At 69.6% G+C, this 21,688-nt stretch carries 18 protein-coding genes and 2 riboswitches; of the genes, 8 read left to right on the top strand and 10 right to left on the bottom strand.

Annotated features, from left to right (window positions below; translation table 11 throughout):
• Window positions 1-149 precede the first annotated feature (149 nt).
• From PKA16_RS07945 to amt, 3 genes are all read left to right on the top strand, one after another.
• On the top strand, window positions 150-710 hold the full coding sequence (locus PKA16_RS07945) for a DUF2202 domain-containing protein (protein ID WP_324402069.1): 561 nt from the start codon (window positions 150-152) through the stop codon (window positions 708-710).
• 440 nt (window positions 711-1,150) lie between these two features.
• Complete coding sequence (locus PKA16_RS07940; RefSeq protein ID WP_324402068.1) at window positions 1,151-1,489, top strand: P-II family nitrogen regulator; 339 nt, start codon at window positions 1,151-1,153, stop codon at window positions 1,487-1,489.
• Window positions 1,490-1,512: 23 nt separating this feature from the next.
• Window positions 1,513-2,805, top strand: a complete 1,293-nt coding sequence (amt, locus tag PKA16_RS07935; protein ID WP_324402067.1) for an ammonium transporter — start codon at window positions 1,513-1,515, stop codon at window positions 2,803-2,805.
• A 450-nt stretch (window positions 2,806-3,255) separates the two neighbouring features.
• Here amt and PKA16_RS07930 read toward each other — a convergent pair whose 3' ends face one another.
• The 4 genes from PKA16_RS07930 to PKA16_RS07915 form a co-directional block, all read right to left on the bottom strand.
• On the bottom strand, window positions 3,256-3,507 hold the full coding sequence (locus PKA16_RS07930) for a glutaredoxin domain-containing protein (protein WP_324402066.1): 252 nt from the start codon (window positions 3,505-3,507) through the stop codon (window positions 3,256-3,258).
• A gap of 35 nt (window positions 3,508-3,542) precedes the next feature.
• Window positions 3,543-4,640 (bottom strand): ribonucleotide-diphosphate reductase subunit beta, encoded by a 1,098-nt coding sequence (locus tag PKA16_RS07925; RefSeq protein WP_324402065.1) that lies wholly within the window; start codon window positions 4,638-4,640, stop codon window positions 3,543-3,545.
• A gap of 19 nt (window positions 4,641-4,659) precedes the next feature.
• On the bottom strand, window positions 4,660-7,104 hold the full coding sequence (locus tag PKA16_RS07920; RefSeq protein WP_324402064.1) for a ribonucleoside-diphosphate reductase subunit alpha: 2,445 nt from the start codon (window positions 7,102-7,104) through the stop codon (window positions 4,660-4,662).
• 384 nt (window positions 7,105-7,488) lie between these two features.
• Window positions 7,489-7,702: riboswitch (cobalamin riboswitch) on the bottom strand.
• Between the two features lie 27 nt (window positions 7,703-7,729).
• Entirely contained in the window at window positions 7,730-9,001 is a 1,272-nt protein-coding gene (locus tag PKA16_RS07915) for a cytosine permease (RefSeq protein ID WP_324402063.1), read from the bottom strand.
• A 51-nt stretch (window positions 9,002-9,052) separates the two neighbouring features.
• Window positions 9,053-9,162, bottom strand: a riboswitch (TPP riboswitch).
• Between the two features lie 118 nt (window positions 9,163-9,280).
• Between PKA16_RS07915 and PKA16_RS07910 the strand changes: the two genes are divergently transcribed.
• From PKA16_RS07910 to PKA16_RS07900, 3 genes are read left to right on the top strand one after another with little or no spacing between them, the layout of a single operon-like run.
• Window positions 9,281-9,586: a 4a-hydroxytetrahydrobiopterin dehydratase gene (locus PKA16_RS07910; RefSeq protein ID WP_324402062.1), complete on the top strand. Its 306-nt coding sequence runs from the start codon at window positions 9,281-9,283 to the stop codon at window positions 9,584-9,586.
• 4 nt (window positions 9,587-9,590) lie between these two features.
• Window positions 9,591-10,487 carry a phenylalanine 4-monooxygenase gene (gene phhA / locus PKA16_RS07905; RefSeq protein WP_324402060.1) on the top strand — a complete coding sequence of 299 codons (897 nt, stop codon included), beginning with the start codon at window positions 9,591-9,593 and terminating at the stop codon, window positions 10,485-10,487.
• The gene (locus PKA16_RS07900; RefSeq protein WP_324402059.1) at window positions 10,484-11,179 is read left to right on the top strand and encodes an SDR family NAD(P)-dependent oxidoreductase; all 696 of its coding nucleotides are present in this window, start codon (window positions 10,484-10,486) and stop codon (window positions 11,177-11,179) included. Before phhA ends, PKA16_RS07900 begins: the two co-directional genes overlap by 4 nt.
• Before the next feature lie 174 nt (window positions 11,180-11,353).
• Here PKA16_RS07900 and PKA16_RS07895 read toward each other — a convergent pair whose 3' ends face one another.
• Genes PKA16_RS07895 through PKA16_RS07885 form a run of 3 tightly spaced genes read right to left on the bottom strand, consistent with a single transcriptional unit; the run spans window position 11,354 to window position 14,746 of the window.
• Complete coding sequence (locus PKA16_RS07895) at window positions 11,354-12,205, bottom strand: arylamine N-acetyltransferase (protein ID WP_324402057.1); 852 nt, start codon at window positions 12,203-12,205, stop codon at window positions 11,354-11,356.
• Entirely contained in the window at window positions 12,195-12,686 is a 492-nt protein-coding gene (locus tag PKA16_RS07890; protein ID WP_324402055.1) for a hypothetical protein, read from the bottom strand. Before PKA16_RS07890 ends, PKA16_RS07895 begins: the two co-directional genes overlap by 11 nt.
• Window positions 12,683-14,746, bottom strand: a complete 2,064-nt coding sequence (locus PKA16_RS07885; protein WP_324402053.1) for a UvrD-helicase domain-containing protein — start codon at window positions 14,744-14,746, stop codon at window positions 12,683-12,685. The genes PKA16_RS07890 and PKA16_RS07885 overlap by 4 nt, the downstream gene beginning before the upstream one ends.
• 241 nt (window positions 14,747-14,987) lie before the next feature.
• Here PKA16_RS07885 and PKA16_RS07880 point away from each other — a divergent pair, with 241 nt between their 5' ends.
• Window positions 14,988-15,968: an AEC family transporter gene (locus tag PKA16_RS07880; protein ID WP_324402072.1), complete on the top strand. Its 981-nt coding sequence runs from the start codon at window positions 14,988-14,990 to the stop codon at window positions 15,966-15,968.
• 317 nt (window positions 15,969-16,285) lie between these two features.
• Here PKA16_RS07880 and PKA16_RS07875 read toward each other — a convergent pair whose 3' ends face one another.
• The 3 genes from PKA16_RS07875 to hemE form a co-directional block, all read right to left on the bottom strand.
• A complete protein-coding gene (locus PKA16_RS07875) occupies window positions 16,286-16,651 on the bottom strand; it encodes a hypothetical protein (RefSeq protein ID WP_324402051.1) in 366 nt (121 codons plus the stop codon).
• 349 nt (window positions 16,652-17,000) lie between these two features.
• Complete coding sequence (priA, locus tag PKA16_RS07870) at window positions 17,001-19,127, bottom strand: primosomal protein N' (RefSeq protein ID WP_324402049.1); 2,127 nt, start codon at window positions 19,125-19,127, stop codon at window positions 17,001-17,003.
• Window positions 19,128-19,458: 331 nt separating this feature from the next.
• Window positions 19,459-20,586 carry a uroporphyrinogen decarboxylase gene (gene hemE / locus PKA16_RS07865; RefSeq protein WP_324402047.1) on the bottom strand — a complete coding sequence of 376 codons (1,128 nt, stop codon included), beginning with the start codon at window positions 20,584-20,586 and terminating at the stop codon, window positions 19,459-19,461.
• 79 nt (window positions 20,587-20,665) lie between these two features.
• Here hemE and PKA16_RS07860 point away from each other — a divergent pair, with 79 nt between their 5' ends.
• Window positions 20,666-21,508, top strand: coding sequence for a DUF3883 domain-containing protein (locus PKA16_RS07860; RefSeq protein ID WP_324402045.1), 843 nt, complete (start codon window positions 20,666-20,668; stop codon window positions 21,506-21,508).
• Window positions 21,509-21,688 lie beyond the last annotated feature (180 nt).

The following is a 21,688-nucleotide window of genomic DNA, read 5'->3' as shown; positions in this document are numbered from 1 at the left end:
GTGTGTCTCAAGCCTCTCCGGGCTGGGGACTTACACCACGCGATGGGACACGATCATTCCTCCGTCTTCTCGCGGCCTCGTTTGGTCTTTCTTCCGTCAGCTCTGCGCTGACCGCCTGCGGCGGCGGCGACGATGATGAGCCATTCGCCTTGCTGGCGGCACAAGGGCGCATCCGGGTCGAGGACGGGCTGTCGCAGGACGAGATCGAGGGTCTGATGTTCATGCGCGAGGAAGAAAAACTAGCCCATGACGTCTATGTCGCGCTGCATGAGCGCTGGGGCGCCCAGGTCTTCGCCAACATCGCCGAGGCCGAGACCGAGCACACCGAGGCGATCCGCCGCCTGCTGGTCGCACATGGCCTGGAGGATCCGGCCGCCGATACCGCGCCGGGCGAGTTCGTCAACGCCGACTTGCAGGCGCTCTACGACCGGCTGATCGCCATGGGCGAGCCGAGCCTGAAGGACGCACTGGCGGTGGGCTGCCTGATCGAGGAGATCGACATCCGCGACATCGAGTCGAAGAAGGCGCTGGTCGTCGACGAGCCGGACATCATCCGCGTCTACGACCACCTGCTGTGCGGTTCGCGCAACCACCTGCGCGCCTTCAACCGGAACATGGTGCAGCAGGGCGAGATCTACGTGCCCACGGTGCTCGGTCAGGCCAACTGGGATGCGATCGCCAATTCGCCACTGGAGTTCTGCGGCAGCTGAGGGTCGCCAGGCGGCGACGGACCGCCTGACGTCGGACGGGCAGAGTGGCCCACTCCGAGCAGTTGTTTGCGCATGGCGTGGTCCATGGCGAGCAACGGGTCGGATGCCGACCTGGCCGGCGGCGCTGCGCCGCAGCCCTTGCCAGGCGGCCGCGTCTGCACTGCCCTGGTGCATTGCCGGCGCGCGGGCATCCACTGGAGTGCAGCCATGGTCCTGGACAGGCCCATCAAATCCGCAGGAAGTCCAGACGCCAGCCGCTTCCATGGTGCTCTCAGGCGGCGCGCGAGCCTGGCACGAAATCTGCAAGTCGATCGGTAGCGCCTTTTCATTTTCGGAGCGCGGGCACGTCGACCCCTGGCGCGTCCTGGCACCTGGCCCTGAACCCGGTTGGTCGGCGGCGCACGCTTACCGGGCGGGGGCGACGATCAAGGAGAAGCACCATGAAACTCGTGACCGCCATCATCAAGCCGTTCCGGCTGGAAGAAGTGCGCGAGGCCCTGGCCGCCGTTGGCGTGACCGGCATGACGGTGACCGAGGTGAAGGGGGTCGGCCGCCAGAAGGGCCACACGGAGCAATACCGCGGCGCCGAATACGTGGCCGACTTCCTGCCCAAGATCAAGGTCGAGGCGGCCGTGCCCGCCGGTGCGGTCGAGCGCGTGGTCGAGGCCCTGATCCAGGCGGCGCGTACCGGCGCGATCGGCGACGGCAAGATCTTCGTCACCGACCTGGGGCAGGTCGTGCGCGTCCGCACCGGCGAGACCGGCGCCCAGGCCCTGTGATGGTGCGCGCCGGAGCCCGGATCATGCGCCGCCCCCGCCCCGCCCTGGTGCTGCTGGCGCTGTCCGCCGTGCCGGCGTTTGCCGCCGCTACGCCACCGCGCGCGATCGATTCCGGCGACACCGCCTGGATGCTGACTTCCACCCTGCTGGTGATCCTGATGACCCTGCCCGGGCTGGCGCTGTTCTACGGCGGCCTGGCGCGTAGCCGCAACATGCTGAGCGTGCTGATGCAGGTGTTGGTCATCTTCTCGCTGGTCAGCATCCTGTGGGTGCTGTATGGCTACAGCCTGGCCTTCAGCGGCGACGGGCGCTTCCTTGGCGACGCCGGCAAGCTGCTGCTGCGCGGCGTCACGCCGGACAGCATCGGTGCGCTGCCGACCGTGCCGGAATACGTGTTCGTGGCATTCCAGGGCACGTTCGCGGCGATCACGGTGGCGCTGGTGGTGGGCGCGTGGGCCGAGCGCGCGCGCTTTTCCGCCGTGCTGCTGTTTGCGCTGCTGTGGTTCAGCTTCAGCTACGTGCCGATGGCGCACCTCGTCTGGGGCGGCGGCCTGCTGGCGCGGGACGGCGCGCTGGATTTCGCGGGCGGCACCGTGGTGCACATCAACGCCGGCATTGCCGGCCTGGTGGCGGCTTACCGGGTCGGGCCGCGCACCGGCTTCGGCCGCGAGAGCATGGCGCCGCACAGCCTGGCGCTGACCCTGGTGGGCGCCGCGCTGCTGTGGGTCGGCTGGTTCGGCTTCAACGCCGGCTCGGCCGGCGCCGCCGACGGGCTGGCCGGCCTGGCCTTCGTCAACACCGTGCTGGCGCCCGCTGCCGCCGCGCTGGGCTGGAGCGCCGCCGAGGCGCTGCACAAGGGCCGGGCCTCGATGCTGGGCGCCGCCTCGGGCGCCGTCGCCGGCCTGGTGGCGGTGACGCCGGCGGCCGGCTTCGTCGGGCCGATGGGGGCGATCGCGATCGGGCTGGCAGCCGGCCCGGCGTGCCTGTGGGGCGTGGGCGGCCTGAAGCGCCTGCTGCGGGTCGACGATGCGTTCGACGTCTTCGGCGTGCACGGCGTGGGAGGCATCGTCGGCGCCCTGCTGACCGGCGTCTTCGCCGCGCCCGCCCTGGGCGGCACCGAGGGCGTGGACTTCGCCATCGGCCACCAGGTCTGGGTGCAGGCGCGCAGCGTGCTGTTCACCGTCGCCTGGTCCGGCGCGGTGGCGCTGCTGGCCTGCTGGATCGCGGACCGGCTGCTGGGCCTGCGCGTCAGCGTCGAGGACGAGCGCGCCGGTCTGGATCTGACCAGCCATGGCGAGCGGGCGTATGGTCAGTGATATGTGGTGGCTCGAACTGAGGTCATCGCGAGGCCTGCGGTCATCGCGATGGTGGTTATTGGACGTGGCAATCCAGTTCGACGGCCTGAAGGCGCGACGACGGCTGGCAAGGAGGAAGCGGCAGGGGTGTGCCACCCGCGGCGCTGGATCGCCGCGCTGCGCTCGCGATGACGGCGTGGGGGCGGATGCGGCGGTGCGGGTCGTTGCCGGTGCACCGCCCAAACCCGTCATTGCGAAGTGCCAAAGGCACTGTGGCAATCCAGTACGGCGGCTGAATGGGGAGGCGGCGATGCCACGGGACGCGGCGGTGAGGCGGCCCCCGCAGCGCTGGATCGCCACGGCCTGCAGCCTCGCGATGACGGCCGTTGCAGACGATGCTTCCTGTGTCGTTGAGAGGCGCCGGCGTGCACCCACCGGCTCAGGCGTATGTGCCGGCGTGCACCCACCGGCTCAGGCGTATGTGCCGGCGTGCAGCGCCAGCCGCAGCTCCTCATAGCCACCCACGTGCTCGACGGCCCCGCCGCGGTCGATGAAGATCTGCGGCACGGCGCGCACGGGGTGGCCGACCTGCAACTGCAGGTCCTCGATGCTGATGTCGGTGCCGACGTGGCGGTATTCGAATGCCAGCGACTGCATCTGGCACAACAGCCTGGCCTTGTCGCAGTTGCTGCAGGGGTCCTTGCCGTAGATGATGACTTTCATGGGGGGTCTTCCTCGAGGGGTGAATCGGGGGGCGTTCAGAAGTCGACGTCGAACACCACGTCCTCGTCGGTGCGGCGCATCACGCCGACCTTGTAGGCGGCGATGTCCTGCTCCTGCGGCGAGGCCTGGGTCCTGGAGATGTTGAGCCACTTCTCCATGAACTTGAGCGGGTTGTGTGCGGGCAGCGGGTAGCGCTCGGTGGCGAGGCCGAAGAGCTGGTAGACGTCTTTCGCGCAATACAGCGTCCAGGCCGACAGGCGCTCGGCGTTCATGCCCACCAGCTCGCGGCCCTCGGAGAACAGGTAGTCGATCCAGCGCAGCTCGCTGTCCACCACCTCCTCGATCAGGGCCTCGATCCGGCCGCGGCACTGGGCGAAGGCGGCCTGGCCGCGCTCGGTGGCCAGTTCGTTCTTCAGCACGGCGCGATCGAGCTCGACGTGGATCTCCAGCTCGTCCTGCGCGATCTTCTGGATCGCCTTGCCGATCGGCTGGAACAGGCCGGTGTCGCAGATCGCGAAGGTGACGGCGAAGCTGGCCATGAACTGGATGCGCTCCATGCACAGCAGCGCGACGATGGTCATGAACACCGCGTTGTAGGTCGCCTGGTCATTGGGCAGCTGGCCCAGGGCGTATTTGTGCGACGCCTCGTAGCCGGTGGCAAAGGCGCGCGCCACCTCGCCCAGGCGGTCGTGCGCTTCCTGCACGCGCAGGATCTCGTCCAGGATGACGCTGGGGTCGTCGAACGAGTTGCGCACGATCTCGGAATAGGTGGCGGCATGCACCACCTCGTTGTCCGAGATGCGCTGCCAGGCGGCCCACAGCTCGCTGGAGGTGATGAAGGGCGCCAGCACCGGCGCGATGGCGCGCGAGGCCACGCTGTCGGCCTCCCACTGCCAGGCCAGCGTCTTGATCATCATGTCGTAGGTGGCGCGCGAGCAGCTCCGGAAGTCGGCGTTGCAGCTGGAGTAGTCGAACTCGTTCTCGTCCCAGTCCAGCGACTTCTGTGCCTTGTAGAGCTTCCAGATCTCGGGGTAGTGGCGGTTCACGGTGTCGAACAGCCCGGGGCGCTGGCCCAGCAGCAGCAGCGGCTTTTCGTAGTCGGTCTTGTCGTGGTTGAAGACGGTCTCGAGCATGGTGTGTCCTCGCGAAAAATTACAGGGTGCAGGCCTCGCAGTCGCTGTCCTGCGCATCGACGGTCGCGGCTGCGGGTGCCGGTTCGGCGACCGACACCCCATCGGCCACGGCGCGCATGCCGTTGGAAGTCTTCTGGTTCATGTAGTACTTGGACTTCAGGCCCAGCTTGACGCGGTAGAGGTAGTCCTCGATCAGCTCGGACGAGGAGATCGAGGCGTCGCCGATCACGCGGCGGTAGAAGTCGGCCGAAATGCCCTGGTCGGTCCACTTCTGCACGATGGCGTAGGTCTCGGTCATGTCGCGCGTCGGCACGTCCCAGGCCGACTGGTAACGGTCGGCCAGCGTGTCGCCCTCGGGCGCGGCCCAGTAGTTGACGCGCTGGTTGTCGGTCTTGATCAGCGTCAGCTCGCGCACCGGATACAGGCCGTTGGTCGTGCCGGAGGCGTTGGCGCTGGTCTCGGTCGGCATGTGCGCCACCAGCACCGAGTTGCGGATGCCGCCGTTGGCGACGATCTCGCGGCGCAGCGCCTCCCAGTCGTAGCGCAGCGAGAACGGCGCGATCTTCTCGACGTGCGGGTTGCTGGTGTCGGTGGGCAGCCAGCCCTCGGGCCAGCGCGTCTTGTGCATCCAGGGGGCGTTGCCCAGCTCCTGGCCCAACTTCAGGCTGGCGCGCAGCAGGTGGTAGTAGTGGCGTTCGGCCACTTCATGGATGAACTGCTTGCCCTCGGTCGTGGTGTAGCGCTGGCCGTTCCTGGCCATGTGGTGCGCCAGGCCCAGGATGCCGACGCCCGCATTCAGGCGCTGGCGGCTGGTCACTCCCACCTGGGGCAGCTCGTAGTGCGCCAGGTGGATGCACTTGTCGATCATCAGCAGCGCGTAGTAGGCCACCTCGGCGTACTGCGCCTCGGACTCGACGTTGGAGACGACGATGCCGGCCAGATTGCAGGTCGCCACCTCGGGCGCGCTCTTGCGCACGACGGCCTCGATCGGCACGCCGTCGACCTCGTCGCCCGCCTGCAGGTCCTCCGGCCACTGCGGTCCGCGCTGGGTGGCCACCTGGTCCCCGCCCGGCAGTTCGCGGCGCGTGCCGTCGATGAATTGCACCTCGACGCGGGAGATGTCGTCCTCGGCGTAGAGCTCGCTGATGTGGTTGTAGGCGGCCGTGGGCAGGGCGATCTCGGCGCACAGGTTGGACGAATAGATGGTGTCCTTGAACGGCGTGTGCCGGTTCATCTCCGAGATGTTGTGCTCGTAGACGCGCCCGGTCTCGTTCCACTCGTTGCTGGCGGCGATCAGCAGCTCGCGCGCGCTGACCCAGGTTTTCTTGAAACTCTCGTCGGCCTCGTAACGGGCGTAGATGGCCTCGAACTGCGCCTCGTCGCCGCTGTACAGCGCCGCGTGCAGGTCGGGCGCGGTGAAGCAGTTGAAGAGGAAGATGTTCTCGTTGCGCGCCACCTTGCGCGCGAAGAAGCGGTTGCCGCCCCAGGAGTAGTCCATGCCGCGGATCTTCTTGTCCTCGGTGGACATCGGGTTTTTCAGCCGCAAGAGCGTGTCCACCTCGGGGTCGAAGATCGGGAAGTAGGTGGTGCAGGCGCCGCCGCGGCCGTTCTGCAGGTTGCACTTCACCTCGGCCACCAGCGCGCGGTAGTAGGGCAGCTTGCCCTGGTGCCGGATCACGCCGCCGCGCACCGGGTCGTTCAGCGAGCGCGTCGCCATGTGCGCGCCGATGCCGGCGCTCATATAGGTCATGGTGTTGGCGATGTGGTTGCCCACCGCGATCGAGCGCGCGTTGTCGGCCACCGTGTACAGGCAGCAGCTGGCGTAGCCGCGCAGCGGCGTGCCCAGGTTGACGTGGTTGGGCGTGGGCGCGTTGATGCGGTTCCTGGACAGGTGCTCGTAGAAGCGCTGCACGTCGCGCATGCGCCGCTCGCGCGGCTGGTCCACCGCCAGCGCCATGGCCATGCGCATGTAGATGAACTGCGGCGACTCGTAATACACGCCCTGCACCCGGTCGGCGATCGCGTACTTGGTCAGGTGGGTGTGCAGCTGGTAGTGCGCGTATTCGAAGTCGCGTTCGTGGTCGATCCACTCCTGGATCACCGCATACTCGGACTCGGAGTAGTCCAGTACCTCCATGAAGCCCAGCTGCTGCAGCTTGCGGTGCAGTTCCAGCACCGTGGGGCGGTGGTTGCGGTACAGGTCCTTGCGGATCAGGGTGGCGTACAGGCGCCCGGCCATGCGGTTGTACGACCAGGTGTCGAAGTTCAGGCAGGTGCGGATGAGCTGCTGCTGCAGTTCGCGCGAGCTGGCGGTGGTGGACAGGCTGGAGACGGCTTCGAGCACCGCCGACGGCCAGTCCACCGCATCGCCCAGGGTCTGGGCGGCCCATTGGCCCCACTGGTTGAGCTTGTAGGGGGTGAACGGCTCGCGCCGTCCGTCGCGCTTGATGATGGTCTCCAGCATGGTGTGTCTGATGGCTTGCAAAAGCACAGGCGCAGGCGTGCCCGGACACGGCAGCGATGCTGCGTGTCGCCTGTGCGGTCAACGAAAGAGCGGCTGCGCGTCCCGGGTGGGCGCGAGCGCGCGACTCAGGAGCGGTTCAAGGGAAACGATGGCGGGCGCGGCGGCGCACGGCGCGGCCCCGGTCGGCGAGGACCGAAGCAACAAGGCGCGCTGCCTGCATGAGGGAACTCCCCGAAGGGAAACCGCCAGCGTGGGCGGCTTCTTGACAACACCACCTGCTCCCGCGCGCAGGGCCAAGGGGTGTCGTCAAACGGGGGGAGGCATCGCGCCGGGGTGCTGCCCGGCTGCGACGCACTTCCCCGCGGAAGCGGCCACCCGCGCCGGGCGTGAGCCCGGCGTGCCGGCAGGTCTTCGGACTCGTGGACGCGGGCCGTGGCCCTCCTACTGGGCTTCGCTTCCCGGATGCTGGGATCCAGTGCTGGTGAAGCCGTTCGTTTCCAGTTACCGCTGCGGGGCAGTTCCGGATTTGCACCGGATTCCCTTTTCAGTCCATCGGCCCTGGCGGGCCGGCTGGAGCACCGACGTGGCAATCATAACGGGAACGCGCGGCGCGTCCCCATGCGGCTCAGGCCGGCTGGCTGCGCTGCGTGGCGCCCAGGCCGCTCAGCGCCCCCAGCACGAAGGTCGCCGCCAGTGTCGGCAGCGCGCTGCCGAACTGCGGCGCCCATTGCGCCAGCACGTGGTACAGCACGATGCCCAGCACCCAGATCGTCGCCGGGGCTGCGTGGACCAGGCGCGGCGCCTGCGCCAGGCGCGCCGGCTGGGTGCCCAGGCGCCCCAGGATGGTGCCGAACAGCGGCACGAAGACCGAGCTGAGCGTGAGCAGGAAGGGCTCCAGCGTGTGCATCGGCAGCACCAGCGCGAAGGCGATCGACACCACGGCCAGCACCGTGCCCCAGGTGCGCAGGCTCGGGCCGGCGTGCAGGCTGCTGGCCGAGACCGAGCCCGAATACAGGTCGCCGTAGGTGTTGTCGAGTTCGTCGATCAGGATCAGGCCGAGCGCGATCAGGCCGCCCTGCGCCAGCAGCAGGGCGCTGACCATGTCGGTGTCGGCACCAACCACGGTGATGACCAGCACCCCCAGGCCGTAGCACCAGATGTTGGCCACGGTGAAGCCGAGCCAGGTGCCGCCCAGGGCGCTGCGTCCGCTCTTGCCGTGGCGCGCGTAGTCGGCCACCAGCGGCAGCCAGGAGACGGGCATGGCGATCACCAGGTCCAGCGCCTGGAAGGTGTTCATGCTGCCGTCGCCGGCGCGCTGCCACAGGGCGTCGAGGCCGGCGGCCTCGAGCTTGAGCGCGAACTGGACGCTGAGCCAGATCAGCGACAGCACCACCAGCGGCAGGGCGTAGCGGCTGACGATGCGGCGCACCAGCGTGAGCATGGAGCCGCGCAGCAGCAGCAGCACGATGGCGCCCCACAGCAGCGTGGGCGCGGCCAGTCCCATGTCGAGGCCGAGCGCCTGCTGTCCGATGGCGCGCGTGCCGTCGCGCATGACGACCAACTCGAAGGTGGCCCAGCCCAGCAGCTGGACCACGTTGAGCAGGATCGGCAGGCGCGCGAAGCCGCTGCCGTAGGCGGTCTGGATCAGCTCGGCGCTGGAGCGGCCGCTGGTGCAGCCCAGCCAGGCCACCCAGGCGAGCAGGCCGGCACCGAGGATGGAGCCGAAGATGACCGCCAGTAGCGCGCCCTGCGTGCCCATGGCGGGCACCAGGTAGGCGCCCACCTGCATCACCAGCAGACCGACGCCCAGGCTGAACCACAGCGCCGTGTGCTCGCGCCAGCCGAACACTCGTTCGATGCCCTGAGCGGAAGACGAGGAGGAGGAAGAGGGATTCATGGTGCGCCTGCCGATGACGGTGCACAGGAGGCAGGCGCAATGCGGCAGCGCGGCCGCTGCGAGCTGCTTTCCTGCGCGAGGATGATCTCAATCAGGTTCGAAGGGACTTTCTCAGCCGCCTGGCTCCAGCGTGAAGCCCGACGACACCCCCAGCGATGCTCGAGCGGCCATCCTACACGATGCGCCGCCCTGTGCGCATCGGGGTCATTGCGGCGGGACCGGCCGGCAGGCGGGCGCCGGCGTGGCTATCATGGTTTGGTCGAAGCTGCGAGGCCTGTCATGAAACTTGCCGAACCCCAGTTGTCCGCTGCACTTGCGACCTTGCCCGGTTGGCGCTTCGAGGCGCAGCGCGGCGGCGTGATCGAGCGCGAATTCCGCTTTCGCGACTTCGTCCAGGCCTTTGGCTTCATGGCGCAGGTGGCGCTGCTGGCCGAGCGCGCCAACCACCATCCGGAGTGGTTCAACGTCTACAACCGGGTGCGGGTCACGCTGACCACGCACGACGACGGCGGCCTGTCGATGAAGGACGTCGAGCTGGCGCGCCAGATGGACGCGCTGGCCGCCGCGCTGGCCGGGCAGGGGTAGCGCCATGAGCGACGCGGCGGAACCGACGCGCAAGCATGGCCTGGCCGACCGCAGCTACCGGCCCGACTCGCCCGACTGGACGGTGGACCAGGGCTGGCAGCACTACAGCGCCGAGGACCATGCGGTCTGGAAGACGCTGTTCGAGCGCCAGTCGCGCCTGTTGCCGGGGCGCGCCTGCGCGGCCTTCGTGCAGGGCATGCGCGAGATGCCGATGCGGCATGACCAGATCCCGCGCTTCGACGAGCTGTCCGAGGCGCTGATGAAGCGCACCGGCTGGCAGGTGGTGGCGGTGCCGGGGCTGGTGCCGGACGAGGTGTTCTTCGACCACCTCGCGCACCGGCGCTTTCCGGCCGGGCGCTTCATCCGCCGGCCCGACGAGCTGGACTACCTGGAAGAGCCGGACGTCTTTCACGACGTGTTCGGCCATGTGCCGATGCTGATGCACCCGGTCATGGCCGAATTCATCCAGGCCTACGGCCAGGGCGGGCTGCGCGCGCAGCGGCTGGGCGTGCTGGAACAGCTGGCGCGCGTCTACTGGTACACGGTGGAGTTCGGCCTGGTGCGCGAGCAGGGCGCGGTGCGCATCTACGGCGCCGGCATCGCCTCGTCCAGCACCGAGTCGGTGTTCGCGGTGGAGGACGCGTCGCCGAATCGCATCGGCTTCGAGCTCGAGCGCGTGATGGCCACGCGCTACCGCATCGACGACTTCCAGGAAACCTATTTCGTGCTCGACAACCTGGAGCAGTTGCTGGAACTGGCGCAGATCGACTTCGCGCCCATCTACCAGCGCGTCGCCGCCAGACCGACGCACGAGCCGGGGGATGTGCTGGCCAGCGACACCGTGATCACGCGCGGCACGGGTCGCTACCATGCCGAAAAACGCCAGAAGGGAAACGCATGAACGACAAGCGACAGACCGTCCTCATCACCGGTGCCGGCGGCCAGCTCGGCAGCGCCGTGGTCGCCCACTTCCAGCAGCGGGGCGCGCGCCTGGTCCTGCTGGACCGCCATGCCGACGCCGTGCGCGAGCGCGTCGGCGGCGATGCGCTGGCGGTGTCGGCGAACCTGCTCGATCGGGCCGAGGTCGCGGCGCGCGTCGGCGCGGCGCTGGACCAGGCCGGGCGCATCGACGTGCTGTGCCACCTGGCCGGCGGCTTCCACATGGGCGAGCCGGTGCACGAGACGCCGGCCGAGGCCTGGGACCGGATGATGGACCTGAACGCGCGCAGCCTGATCCACGTCGCCGCCGCCGTGGTGCCGCGCATGATCGCCCAGGGCGCGGGCCGCATCGTGGCCGTGGGCGCCGCCGGGGCGCTCAAGGGCGGGGCCGACATGGGCGCCTATGCGGCGTCCAAGAGTGCGCTCATGCGCCTGGTCGAATCCATGTCGGCCGAGCTGCGCGACCGGAGCATCAACGTCAACTGCGTGCTGCCCTCGACGCTGGACACGCCGCCCAATCGCGCCGCCATGCCCGATGCCGATCCCGGCCGCTGGGTCGAGCCGGCCGCGCTGGCCGAGGTGATCGGTTTTCTGGCCTCGGACGGGGCGCGCGCCATTCATGGGGCGCTGATTCCGGTGCTGGGACGGGTTTGAGGTCGGCCTGTTCGGACGGAACAGCCGAGAGCCAACATCCATACGCAGAGGACGCGAAGATTACGCAGAGAACGCAGAACAAACCCATTCTCTTGGCTGTTCTTTTGCGTCCTTTGCGATCCCTTCGCGTCCTCTGCGTATGGATGTTCAGCCCATGAACGCCACACCGCGTCCCTACCGGCCAGAGCCGATGCGCTCGAACAGTGCCGACACGTCCGCCGCCGGGAGGGTCAGCGCGAAGTGCTGCTCCAGCGCCTGCCCCAGGGCCTGGGCGCTGGCCAGTGTTTGGTGTTCCTCGCTGCCATCATTTAGGTGCCGGCTCAGGCGCAGATTGGCCAGCGACCAGCGCGAGCCATCCGCTGCGGCGCGTGACGCCATCAGGCGCTGGCGGAACACCGAGTCCGGGTGCGTGCTGGTGTACCAGTTGCCGACCTTGCGGTCGATGAGGGGCAGCTCCTCCTCGGTGAATTCGTAGACGTCGACCCAGGCGCCGGCGCGCCGGATCTGGTGGTACCAGCGGCCGGCCTCGTGTTGCAGGCGACGCGTGTCGTGCGGCGTGCGCTGCTCGACGTCGGCTTGCAGGCGCAGGGCGTGCGTGAGCGAGGCGGTGCCGACGCCGACGTCGGTGATCCAGGCTTGGCCGTCGATCCGGATTTGCAGCAGCATGTGGGTGCGCTGGGTGGGGACGCGCCGGTCCGGCTGGCCCAGGCGCACGCGTCCGCCCAGCGGCCGCACGTCGAAGCCGAGTTGCTGCAGCACCGCCAGCAGCAGGCCGTTCTGCTCGAAGCAGTAACCGCCGCGCCGGCGCCGCACCAGCTTGTCGAACAGGACCTCGGGCGCGAGCTCGATCGGCCGCTCCAGCAGCACGTCGAGGTTCTCGAACGGGATCGTCTCGGCGTGCGCGGCGGTCAGCGCATGCAGCGTGCCGAGCGTCGGTGGGCAGGGGCCAGCCAGCCCGATGCGGGCCAGGTAGCGTGCCAGGTCGATCGGCGCGGCGCCATCGCCCGCTTGCGGTTCACCAGCCATGCCCCGAGTTTGCGCGCCGCAGCACGAACGTGCTTTCGGCCGCGGGAACACCCTCGCGCGCCAGGCGCTGCCAGGTGCCGCGGATTTCGCGCCCGCAGGCGGCCGGCACCAGGCGGCCGGTCCAGAAGGCGTGCAGGCTCTTGCCGTCGCGCGATTCGTCGAGGTTGAGCTCGCCGTCCTCGAGGTCGCCCGAGGCGATCGAGTGCGCGCCGCCATAGTCGAACTCGCCGCGCAGGCTGGCGCTGAACTCGGGGTGCTGGCGCAGCAGCAGGTGGCCGCGCTGGCCCAGTTCGGGCAGCTCGACCTCCCAGGCGCCGTAGAGCCGGCGCGCGTCCCAGCGGTTCAGGTCGGGACAGGCCGGGTTGATCGCGGCGGCGCCGGGTGGTGCCGGCTCGGTGGGCGCACCGCCGCCCGCGCAGGCCGACAGCAGGCCGGCGAGCGCCGCTGCCTGGGCCAGGCGCGCAAGCAGGCCGCCGCTCATCCGGCGACCTCCCGAGCCGGGCTGGCCTGGTCCTGGCCGGCACGCCGCGCGAATTCGGCACGCAGGGCCTTGAGCTTCGCGCGCGGGTCTTCGCGCACGGTGGCCTGGTCCAGCGCCATTTCGGCAATGAAGCGACTGGGCTGGGCGGCAACCACTTCGCGCCCCTTCTTGCGCCGGCGCGTCCAGCTCACCACCAGCGTGCGGCGCGCGCGCGTGATGCCCACGTACATCAGGCGGCGCTCCTCCTCGATGCGCGCGGCCTGGGCCACGCTGCCGGCGTCCTCGTCGGGACGAAACGGCAGCAGGCCCTCGGTGACGCCCGCCAGGATGACGTGCGGCCACTCCAGGCCCTTGGCAGCGTGCAGGGTCGAGAGCGTCACGACGTTCGGATCCTGCTCGCGCTCGTTCAGGGTCGAAATCAGCGAGATGGTCTGCGCCACCTCCAGCAGGCTGCGGGGTTCCTGGCGCAGGCTCACGCCGGCCGCGTCCTCGATCTGCCCGCCGCAGCGCCCGGCCATCCAGTCGCAGAACTCCAGCACGTTCTGCCAGCGCGCGGCGGCCTGCGGGGCAGTGTCCGCGGCGTCGATCAGGTGCTTTTCATAGCCGATGTCCCGCAGCCAGTCGGCCAGGAAGGCACGCGCGGCCTCGTGGCCGACGGTGTGGCCGGCGCGATGGCGCAGGGCGTTGACGGCGCGGCCGAACTCGTGCAGGCCGGCGATGGCGCGTGCTGGCAGCGCCGCCGGCAGCGAGTGCGCGAAGAGCGCGCCGAACAGCGACAGGCGCGCCTTGCCGGCGAACGCGCCGAGGGCGCCCAGGGTCTGGTGACCGATGCCGCGCCGGGGCGTGGTGACGGCGCGCAGGAAGGCCGGATCGTCGTCCTCGTTGATCCACAGCCGCAGCCAGGCGCACAGATCCTTGATCTCGGCGCGGTCGAAGAAGCTCTGGCCGCCCGATACCTTGTACGGGATCTGCGCCTTGCGCAGTGCCTGCTCGAACAGCCGGGCCTGGTGGTTGGCGCGGTAGAGGATGGCGAAGTCGCGCCAGTCCCTGTGCGGCGAGGTCTCGCGCAGCGACTGGATGCGCGCCACCGCGCGCTCGGCCTCGTGCTGCTCGTGGTCGCAGGACACGACGCGCACCGGCTCGCCTTCGCCCAGCTCGGAATACAGGCGCTTCTCGAACAGCTTGGGGTTGGGCGCGATCACGTTGTTGGCGGCGCGCAGGATGGCGCTGGTGGAGCGGTAGTTCTGCTCCAGCTTGATGACCCTGAGCTGCGGAAAGTCCTGCGGCAGGCGACGCAGGTTGTCCAGCGTGGCGCCGCGCCAGCCGTAGATGCTCTGGTCGTCGTCGCCGACGGCGGTGAAGCTGCCGGACGGACCGATCAGCAGCTTCATCAGCTCGTACTGGGTGGCGTTGGTGTCCTGGTATTCATCGACCAGCACGTGCGCCAGTCGCTCCTGCCACTGGTGTGCAACGCGCTCATGATTTCGGAGCAAACGCAGCGGCAGGCCGATCAGGTCGTCGAAGTCCACGCTCTGGTAGGCCGAGAGGCGCTCCTCGTAGCGCGCCATGAGGAGCGCGGTCTGGCGCTCGCCTTCGCTGCCGGCCTGCGCCAGTGCGTCGGCGGCGTCCAGCCCGGCGTTCTTCCAGCGGCTGATCGCCCACTGCCACTGGCGTGCCGCGGCGGCGTCGGTGGTGGTGCCGCAGTCCTTCAGCAGGCCGAGCACGTCGTCACTGTCGAGGATGCTGAACTGGGGTTTCAGGCCGAGCGTCGCGCCGTCCTCGCGCAGGATGCGCACGCCCAGGGCATGGAAGGTGCACACCAGCACCTCGCCCGCGGCCTTGCCGACCAGCTCGCGCGTGCGCTCGCGCATCTCGGCCGCGGCCTTGTTGGTGAAGGTGATGGCGGCGATGCGCGCGGGCGCCACGCCGGTCTGGATCAGGCGCGCGATCTTGTGCGTGATGACGCGTGTCTTGCCCGAACCGGCGCCCGCCAGCACCAGGCAGGGCCCGCGCAGGTGATTCACGGCGTCCTGCTGGGCGAGGTTCAGGTGGTCGGACATGCGGGCAGGAATGATAACCACCCCCGCGGCGCCACCCGCTGCGCGATGATGCGCTGCCCCTTCGAGGAGGTACCGCCCGCGCACGGTCAAAGCCCGTCCACGGCGGTCGCAGGCCTGGCCTGCCCGCGGCCATCGGGTCTTCCGGGTTTCACGCGCCGCGGCTGCAGTGCGGCGCCATGGGTCGCTGAACTGATACGCTCTCTGGCCCTGGACCTGCTTGAAGCGCCTTTCCATGACCGCCCTGGCCGGCATCCTGGCCGTCACCTTTCCATTCTTCGCCCTGGTCCTGTGCGGCTACCTGGCGGCGCGCTCGCGCCTGCTGCCGCTCGATGCCGTGCCGGGGCTGAACATGTTCGTGCTGTACTTCGCGCTGCCGTGCATGCTGTGGCGCTTCGGCAGCGCGACGCCGGCGGCGCAGCTGTTCGACCCCGGGGTGGCGCTGCTGTGGATCCTGTGCGCCCTGCTGCTGATCTGGCTGGCGGCCGGCACGGCGCGACGCCGCGGCGCCGGCTGGCCGGACGCCGCGATGGGCGCGCTGGTGGCGGTGTTCCCCAATTCCGGCTTCATGGGCGTGCCGCTGATCGTCGCCCTGCTGGGCGACAGCGGCGCCGGGCCCGTGATGGCCAGCCTGCTGGTGGACCTGGTGCTGACCAGCTCGCTGTGCATCGGCCTGTCGCAGTGGCATGACGTCGGGACCGCACGGTTGCCCGGCGAAAGCCCGGTCGTCCAGGCCGTGGCGCGGGCGTTGCGTGGCGCGCTGGTCAATCCGCTGCCGTGGTCGATCCTGCTCGGCGCGCTGGCCGGCGCGGTCGGCTTTGCCCTGTGGGAGCCGCTGGACCGCACGGTCGCCCTGCTGGCCGACGCCGCCTCGCCGATGGCCTTGTTCACCATCGGCGCGGTGCTGGCGCGCGAGCAGATGCAGCCGGGCTTGCAGGGCGTGGCTCGGGCGGCGCTGCATGACGTCGGCTTCATCACCGCGCTCAAGCTGGTGGCGCACCCGCTGCTGGTGGCCGGCCTGGGCGCGCTGGCGGTGTGGGCGCGGCTGCTGCCGGCGCCGCTGCTCGTGCCGCTGGTGTTGACGGCGGCGCTGCCCGCGGCCAGCAGCGTGTCCCTGCTGGCCGAGCGCTTCGGCGCCGACAACGGGCGCGTCGCGCGCATCATCCTGTGGTCGACGACCCTGGCCTTCTTCAGCTTTTCGGGGGTGGTGGCGCTGATCAAATAGGCACCCCATGGTGCTCTTCGCACCTTCTCCTGGAGGGGGATGCGCCCTCTGCGCAGGGAGACTCCGGCCATGGGTGCCGCGAATGGCCGGCGCCGCGGCCAGCGGGGCAGGACCGCGTCATGCGCAGTGCGGCGCGCGAAGCGGGGTGCGCCAGCGGAAGCCGGACAAGCGCTCCAGTCGCCGCGCTCCGCGTGCTCGTTGCGAGAGGTGACGACGCTGCCGCCCGTCCAGACCGATGCGGCCTCGTCTTGCGCTGCGAGCCGCGGCTTCTGGAGATGACCCGTTGCGCGGCGCTGAGGCCGCGGCAGGCCACTGCGCTATGGCTGCGGTGGCAGGTGGATGGGCGGGATGGCGCGGATCTCTTCTTCCAGCGTCGCCTTGGGCAGGGTGGTCACGCTTTCCTTCAGCAGGCCGCCGCCGATCACGCTGCCCGACACCTCGCCCTGTCCCTTGACGCGTGCGATGCAGTCGGCCTTGTAGAACTCGGGCAGGTTGTCGCAACGCTTGAGCGCATTGGCCAGGGCTTCGTCCGCCGAGACGGCGGTGAGCTCCTTCTCTTGCGCGTTGCGCATCTCCAGGCGGGCGGCGGCTTCATCGAGGTTGGTTTCGACGGGCGTGATCTGGGCCAGCGCGGGCAGGGCGAGCGCCGTGCACAGCGCGAGTCCGGTCAGTCGTGTGATCACCTTGGGGCTCCTTTCATGGTGGTTTGATGCTCGGCGGCAAAACGCGGCCCGCGACTCGCCTTCGGCTGCGCGGCGATGATGCCTGCCATTCGTCCGCTTCCCATGCATGCCGCGGGCCGGAGCGTTGTCATGCCCCTGATGGCCGCACGAGACACGTCCTGCCGGATTGGTGGGGTGCAGCACGCCAGAGTTCCATCTGCCGGCGGTCGGGTTGCTGGCGCGGGTCTCCTTTTCGCAGGTTGCCTCGCATCGACCGCGACGCATGAAACGGCCCTGTTCCGAGGGCCGCGGCGCAGGCCAGTCGCAGGCCCCCGTGGACGGGATCGTTCTGGACACCGGGTGCGATTCCTCAAAGCGACAGCGGATCGACGTCCACCGCCCAGCGCACGATGCCGCGGTGCTCGGGCGCGGCGCGCAGTGCGTGCAGCAGCGGCACGCAGGCGGCCAGCACCTGCTGCAGGGCGCTGCGGTAGGGGCTTTCCAGCAGCATCTGGGCGCGCTCGATGCGCGCCACGCGCTGGATCGCCAGCGGCACGGCCGGATACCAGGCGAGCTGGTCCAGCGCGGCTGCGAGCGCCGGGTCCTGCACCAACTGCTCGCGCGCCTGGCGTGCCAGCGCGTTCAGGAAGGCCTGGGCCGCCTCCTGCGTGCGCGCCTCGGCGCGCAGCAGGGCCAGGTGACTGAACGGCGGCAGGCCGGCCTGGCGCCGTTCGGCCAGCTGGCTGGCGGCGAAGCCGGGGTAGTCGTGCGCCTTCAGCGCGGCATGCAGCGGATGCGTGGGGTGGTGCGTCTGCACCCACATTTCGCTGCTGCCGCTGCTCGCCCCGTCGCGGCCAGCGCGCCCCGCCGCCTGCATCAGCAGGGCGAACAAGCGCTCGGGCGCGCGAAAATCACTCGAGAACAGCGCTGTGTCGGGATTGATGGCAGCCACCAGGGTGACGTGCCGAAAGTCGTGTCCCTTGGCGATCATCTGCGTGCCCACCAGCACGTCGACCGTGCCGGCATGCACCTGGGCCAGGTAGGCCTCGAGCTGGCCCTTGCCGCGCGTCGAGTCGGCGTCGATGCGCGCCACGCGGGCCGGACTGCCGTCCGGGCGCCGCACGCCGGCCAGCAACTCGGTGACACGTTCTTCGAGTTGTTCGGTGCCGCGCCCCTGGGTGCCGATGTCGGGATTGCCGCACTGCGGGCAGGCGCGCGGCACGCGCTCGGCCAGGCCGCAGTGGTGGCAGCGCAGCGTGCGGTCGATCTTGTGGAACACGCGGTAGGCACTGCAGTGCGGGCATTCGCTGTTCCAGCCGCAATCGGGGCACTGGAGCACGGGCGCCCAGCCGCGCCGATTCAGCAGCAGCAGTGCCTGCTCGCCGCGTGCCACGCGCTCGCCGATGGCGGCCAGCAGGGGCGGCGCGATGAGGGTGCCGCGCGGCTGGCGCCCCATGTCGACGCGGCGCACGCGCGGCAGGCCGGCCAGCGGGTCGGCATCCGGCGCGCTGCCGACGCGGCGCGGCATGGCGAGCCGCCGCAGCCGGCCCGGACCGCCCTCGGCCGCCGGCAGGCTGGCCTGCCAGCTCTCCAGCGAGGGCGTGGCCGAGCCCAGGATGACCCGCGCCCCGCTGACGTGGCCGCGGTACAGTGCCAGGTCGCGCGCCGAGTAGCGCGCGCCTTCCTGCTGCTTGTAGCTCGGGTCGTGTTCCTCGTCGACCACGATCAGCGCCAGGCGCGGAATCGAGGCCAGCACCGCCACGCGCGTGCCGAGCACGATGCGCGCCTGGCCGGCGTGCGCTGCCAGCCAGGCCTTCAGGCGTTGCGGCGGCGTCAGGCCGCTGTGCAGCGAGACGCAGGCGCCAGCGCCAAAGCGTGCAGCAAAGCGCGCCTCGAGCTGCGGCGTGAGGTTGATCTCCGGCACCAGCACCAGTACCTGGGCCTCGGGATCGCGCGCCAGGGCTCCTGCGGCCGCACGCATGTAGACCTCGGTCTTGCCGCTGCCGGTGGCGCCAAACAGCAGGAAGGGCCCGGGTTCGGCCTCGATCGCGGCCAGCGCGCCCGCCTGATCGGCGGTCAGGGGGCGCAACGCACCGTCCTCGGGGCCTGCCTCGGCGGGCCGCGCCGCCGGGCGCTTCAGGCGCCGTGCCAGTTGCACGGCGCTCAGGCTGCGCAGCTGCGGCGGCAGCGCCGCCAGCGCGACCTCGCCGAGCGCGCGCTGATAGTATCGTGCCGTGAATTCGATCAGCGTGCGCCACGTCGGGTCCAGCGGCGCCAGGCCATCCAGCGCGCCCGTGACCGCGCGCGCCTGGCGGGCCAGCGGCTCGGCCGGCGCGGGCAGATCGGCCTGCCAGACCACGCCCAGCACCTCGCGCTGGCCCAGCGGCACACGCACCAGGGAACCCGCCGGCAGGGGCTGGGCGCTGCGGTAAGTCAGCGGTGTGGCAATTCCGCTATGCGCCGGCGTCGGCACGGCGATGGCCAGCCAGTGCGTCATGGGCGCCGCGCCAGGCCGGGAATCAACATCCGGTTTGCGCCCTAAGTAGTTGATTGATGGCGGCTTTCCGAGTCATTCCCAGAATCTGTGGATAATTTTGTTGAAAACCCGCCGACACTGCCCCGCAGGCCTTGAAAATCAAGGCTTTCGACACCTTGCCCATCCAAGAAGCAGGATTTCAACACGATATGAATCAATGGGTTGCACGCGCATTCCGGTCGACAGAAACAATACGTATCATCGCCTTCGCGTTTGTGCATAAGTCAAGTCCGCAGGGCCCGCTTTTGCCCCCAATCAGGGTCTGCAACCTTGACGCGGGTGCACGAACGCGCTAACCCGCGCGCAGGCGGCGCGAGTACGCGTGCACCTCGTCCACCAGGTGCAGCACGTGTTCCGGCGGCGTGAACTGGCTGATGCCGTGTCCCAGGTTGAACACGTGGCCGATACCGCGCGCCGCCGCATCCGTGTGCGGGCGGCCGAAGGCGTCCAGCACGCGGCGCGCCTCGGCACGGATCGCCTCCGGCGGGGCGAACAGCACGTTCGGGTCGATGTTGCCCTGCAGCGCCGTCGGCGCGATGTCGCGCGCGGCGGCGGGCGGCTGCTCCAGCACCTGGCGCGCGCGGCCCAGATCCATGGTCCAGTCCAGCCCCAGCGAGTCGCAGGCCAGCTGCTCGCGCATGTCGGCCAGCCACAGGCCGCCGCCCTTGGTGAACACGATGCGCGGCACCACGGCGCCGTCGGCGCCGGTGCGCTTGAGCTGGCCCAGCACGCGCGCCGTGTAGGCCAGGCTGAAGGCCTGAAAGGCGCCGTCGGCCAGCACCCCGCCCCAGGAGTCGAACACCATCACCGCCTGCGCGCCGGCGTCGACCTGGGCGTTCAGGTACTGCGCCACGGCGTCGGCGTTCACCTGCAGCACGCGGTGCATCAGGTCGGGGCGCGCGTACATCAGGGTCTTGATGTGGCGGTAGTCCTTGCTGCCGCTGCCCTCGACCATGTAGCAGGCCAGGGTCCAGGGGCTGCCGGAAAAGCCGATCAGCGGCACCCGGCCGGCCAGCGCCTTGCGGATGCTGGCGACGGCGTCGAACACGTAGCGCAGCTTGTCCATGTCCGGCACCGCCAGCCGGGCCACGGCCGCCTCGTCGCGCACCGCGTGCTCGAACTTCGGCCCCTCGCCGTGCACGAAGGACAGGCCCAGACCCATCGCGTCCGGCACCGTCAGGATGTCGGAAAACAGGATCGCGGCGTCGAGCGGAAAGCGCTCCAGCGGCTGCAGCGTCACCTCGGTGGCGTAGTCCACGTTCGTCGCCAGGCCCATGAAGCTGCCCGCTCTGGCACGCGTATCGCGGTATTCAGGCAGGTAGCGTCCGGCCTGGCGCATGAGCCAGATCGGCGTGACGTCGGTGGCCTGGCCCAGGCAGGCGCGCAGGAAGCGGTCGTTTTGGAGGGGTGCGAGACTCATGGGGGATGATTGTCGCAGTCCCGGCAATCCTGTTCCGGATGGGCAGAACTGTTGATAATTCTGTCACTCGAGGAGGGAAATGGCGGGATCTTCCAGCGTCTCAGGAGCGGACTGGTCCGAGTCAGAGATCGATCTGATCGTTGCTGACTATTTCTGCATGCGCGACATGTGGTTGCGCAACGAGCCGTTCGTGAAGGCGCATCACTACCGCGCGATCATGGAGGAGACAGGACGATCGAAGGGTTCGGTCGAGAGCAAGTACATGAATATCAGCGCCACGCTGGAGCGACTCAGTCTGCCGTGGCTGGGCGGGTATGCGCCCTTGAGAAATTTTCAGGGTGCCTTGCTCAGGGCAGTCGAACGCTATGTGGAGCGTGAGTGGATTGACGGCGTTGTGCCTGAACGGCCGGGCGTTCAAGCGTCGCTCGATGAGCCCCTGTTCATCGAGACGGCACCCGAGATCGGCGCGCTTCCAGTGTCCAGCAACCCGGAGTTGGAGCGCATGGCTCGCAAGTTCGATCCCGCCCTGCGGGACGAGCGCAATCGCAAGATCGGCCTTGCGGGGGAGCAGCGGGTCGTCGAGTCGGAGCGGGCGCGCCTGGCGCGCGACGGGCGCCCGGACCTCGCGCGCAAGGTGAAATGGATCTCGCAGGAGCTGGGCGACGGTGCCGGCTACGACATCGCCTCGTTCGAGTTGGACGGTAGCGAGCGTTTTCTTGAGGTCAAGACGACGATCGGCCACAAGCGCACGCCTTTCATGCTGACGCGCAACGAGAAGGACTTTGCCGAGGAGGCGGGCCAGCGGTTCCGCATCTTCCGGCTGTACAACTGGGGCCGAGCCCCGGGGGCGTTTCTGATCCGGCCGCCGCTGACGAGCTGTCTGATCCTGGAGCCGGCCGTCTATCGGGCCTCGTTCGGGTGAGGCGGGCGCGGCACGCGCGTGGAGACCGGGGATTAACGGGGCTTTGCCGTCCTGACCGGCTTCAAGGGCAGCAGTTCCTGCGCCAACGGCAGCGCCGAGAACCCCGGATCCTTGTGCACCAGCACGGCGTGCACCAGAGTCGCGCTGGCGGCGATCCAGGCGTCGGCCAGGGACAGCGGG

The sequence above is a fragment of the Ottowia sp. genome, assembly GCF_035325765.1.
Lineage (GTDB): Bacteria > Pseudomonadota > Gammaproteobacteria > Burkholderiales > Burkholderiaceae_C > Ottowia.
The sequence above is the reverse complement of the archived record's forward strand: the minus strand, read 5'-3'. Positions and strand labels throughout refer to the sequence as shown.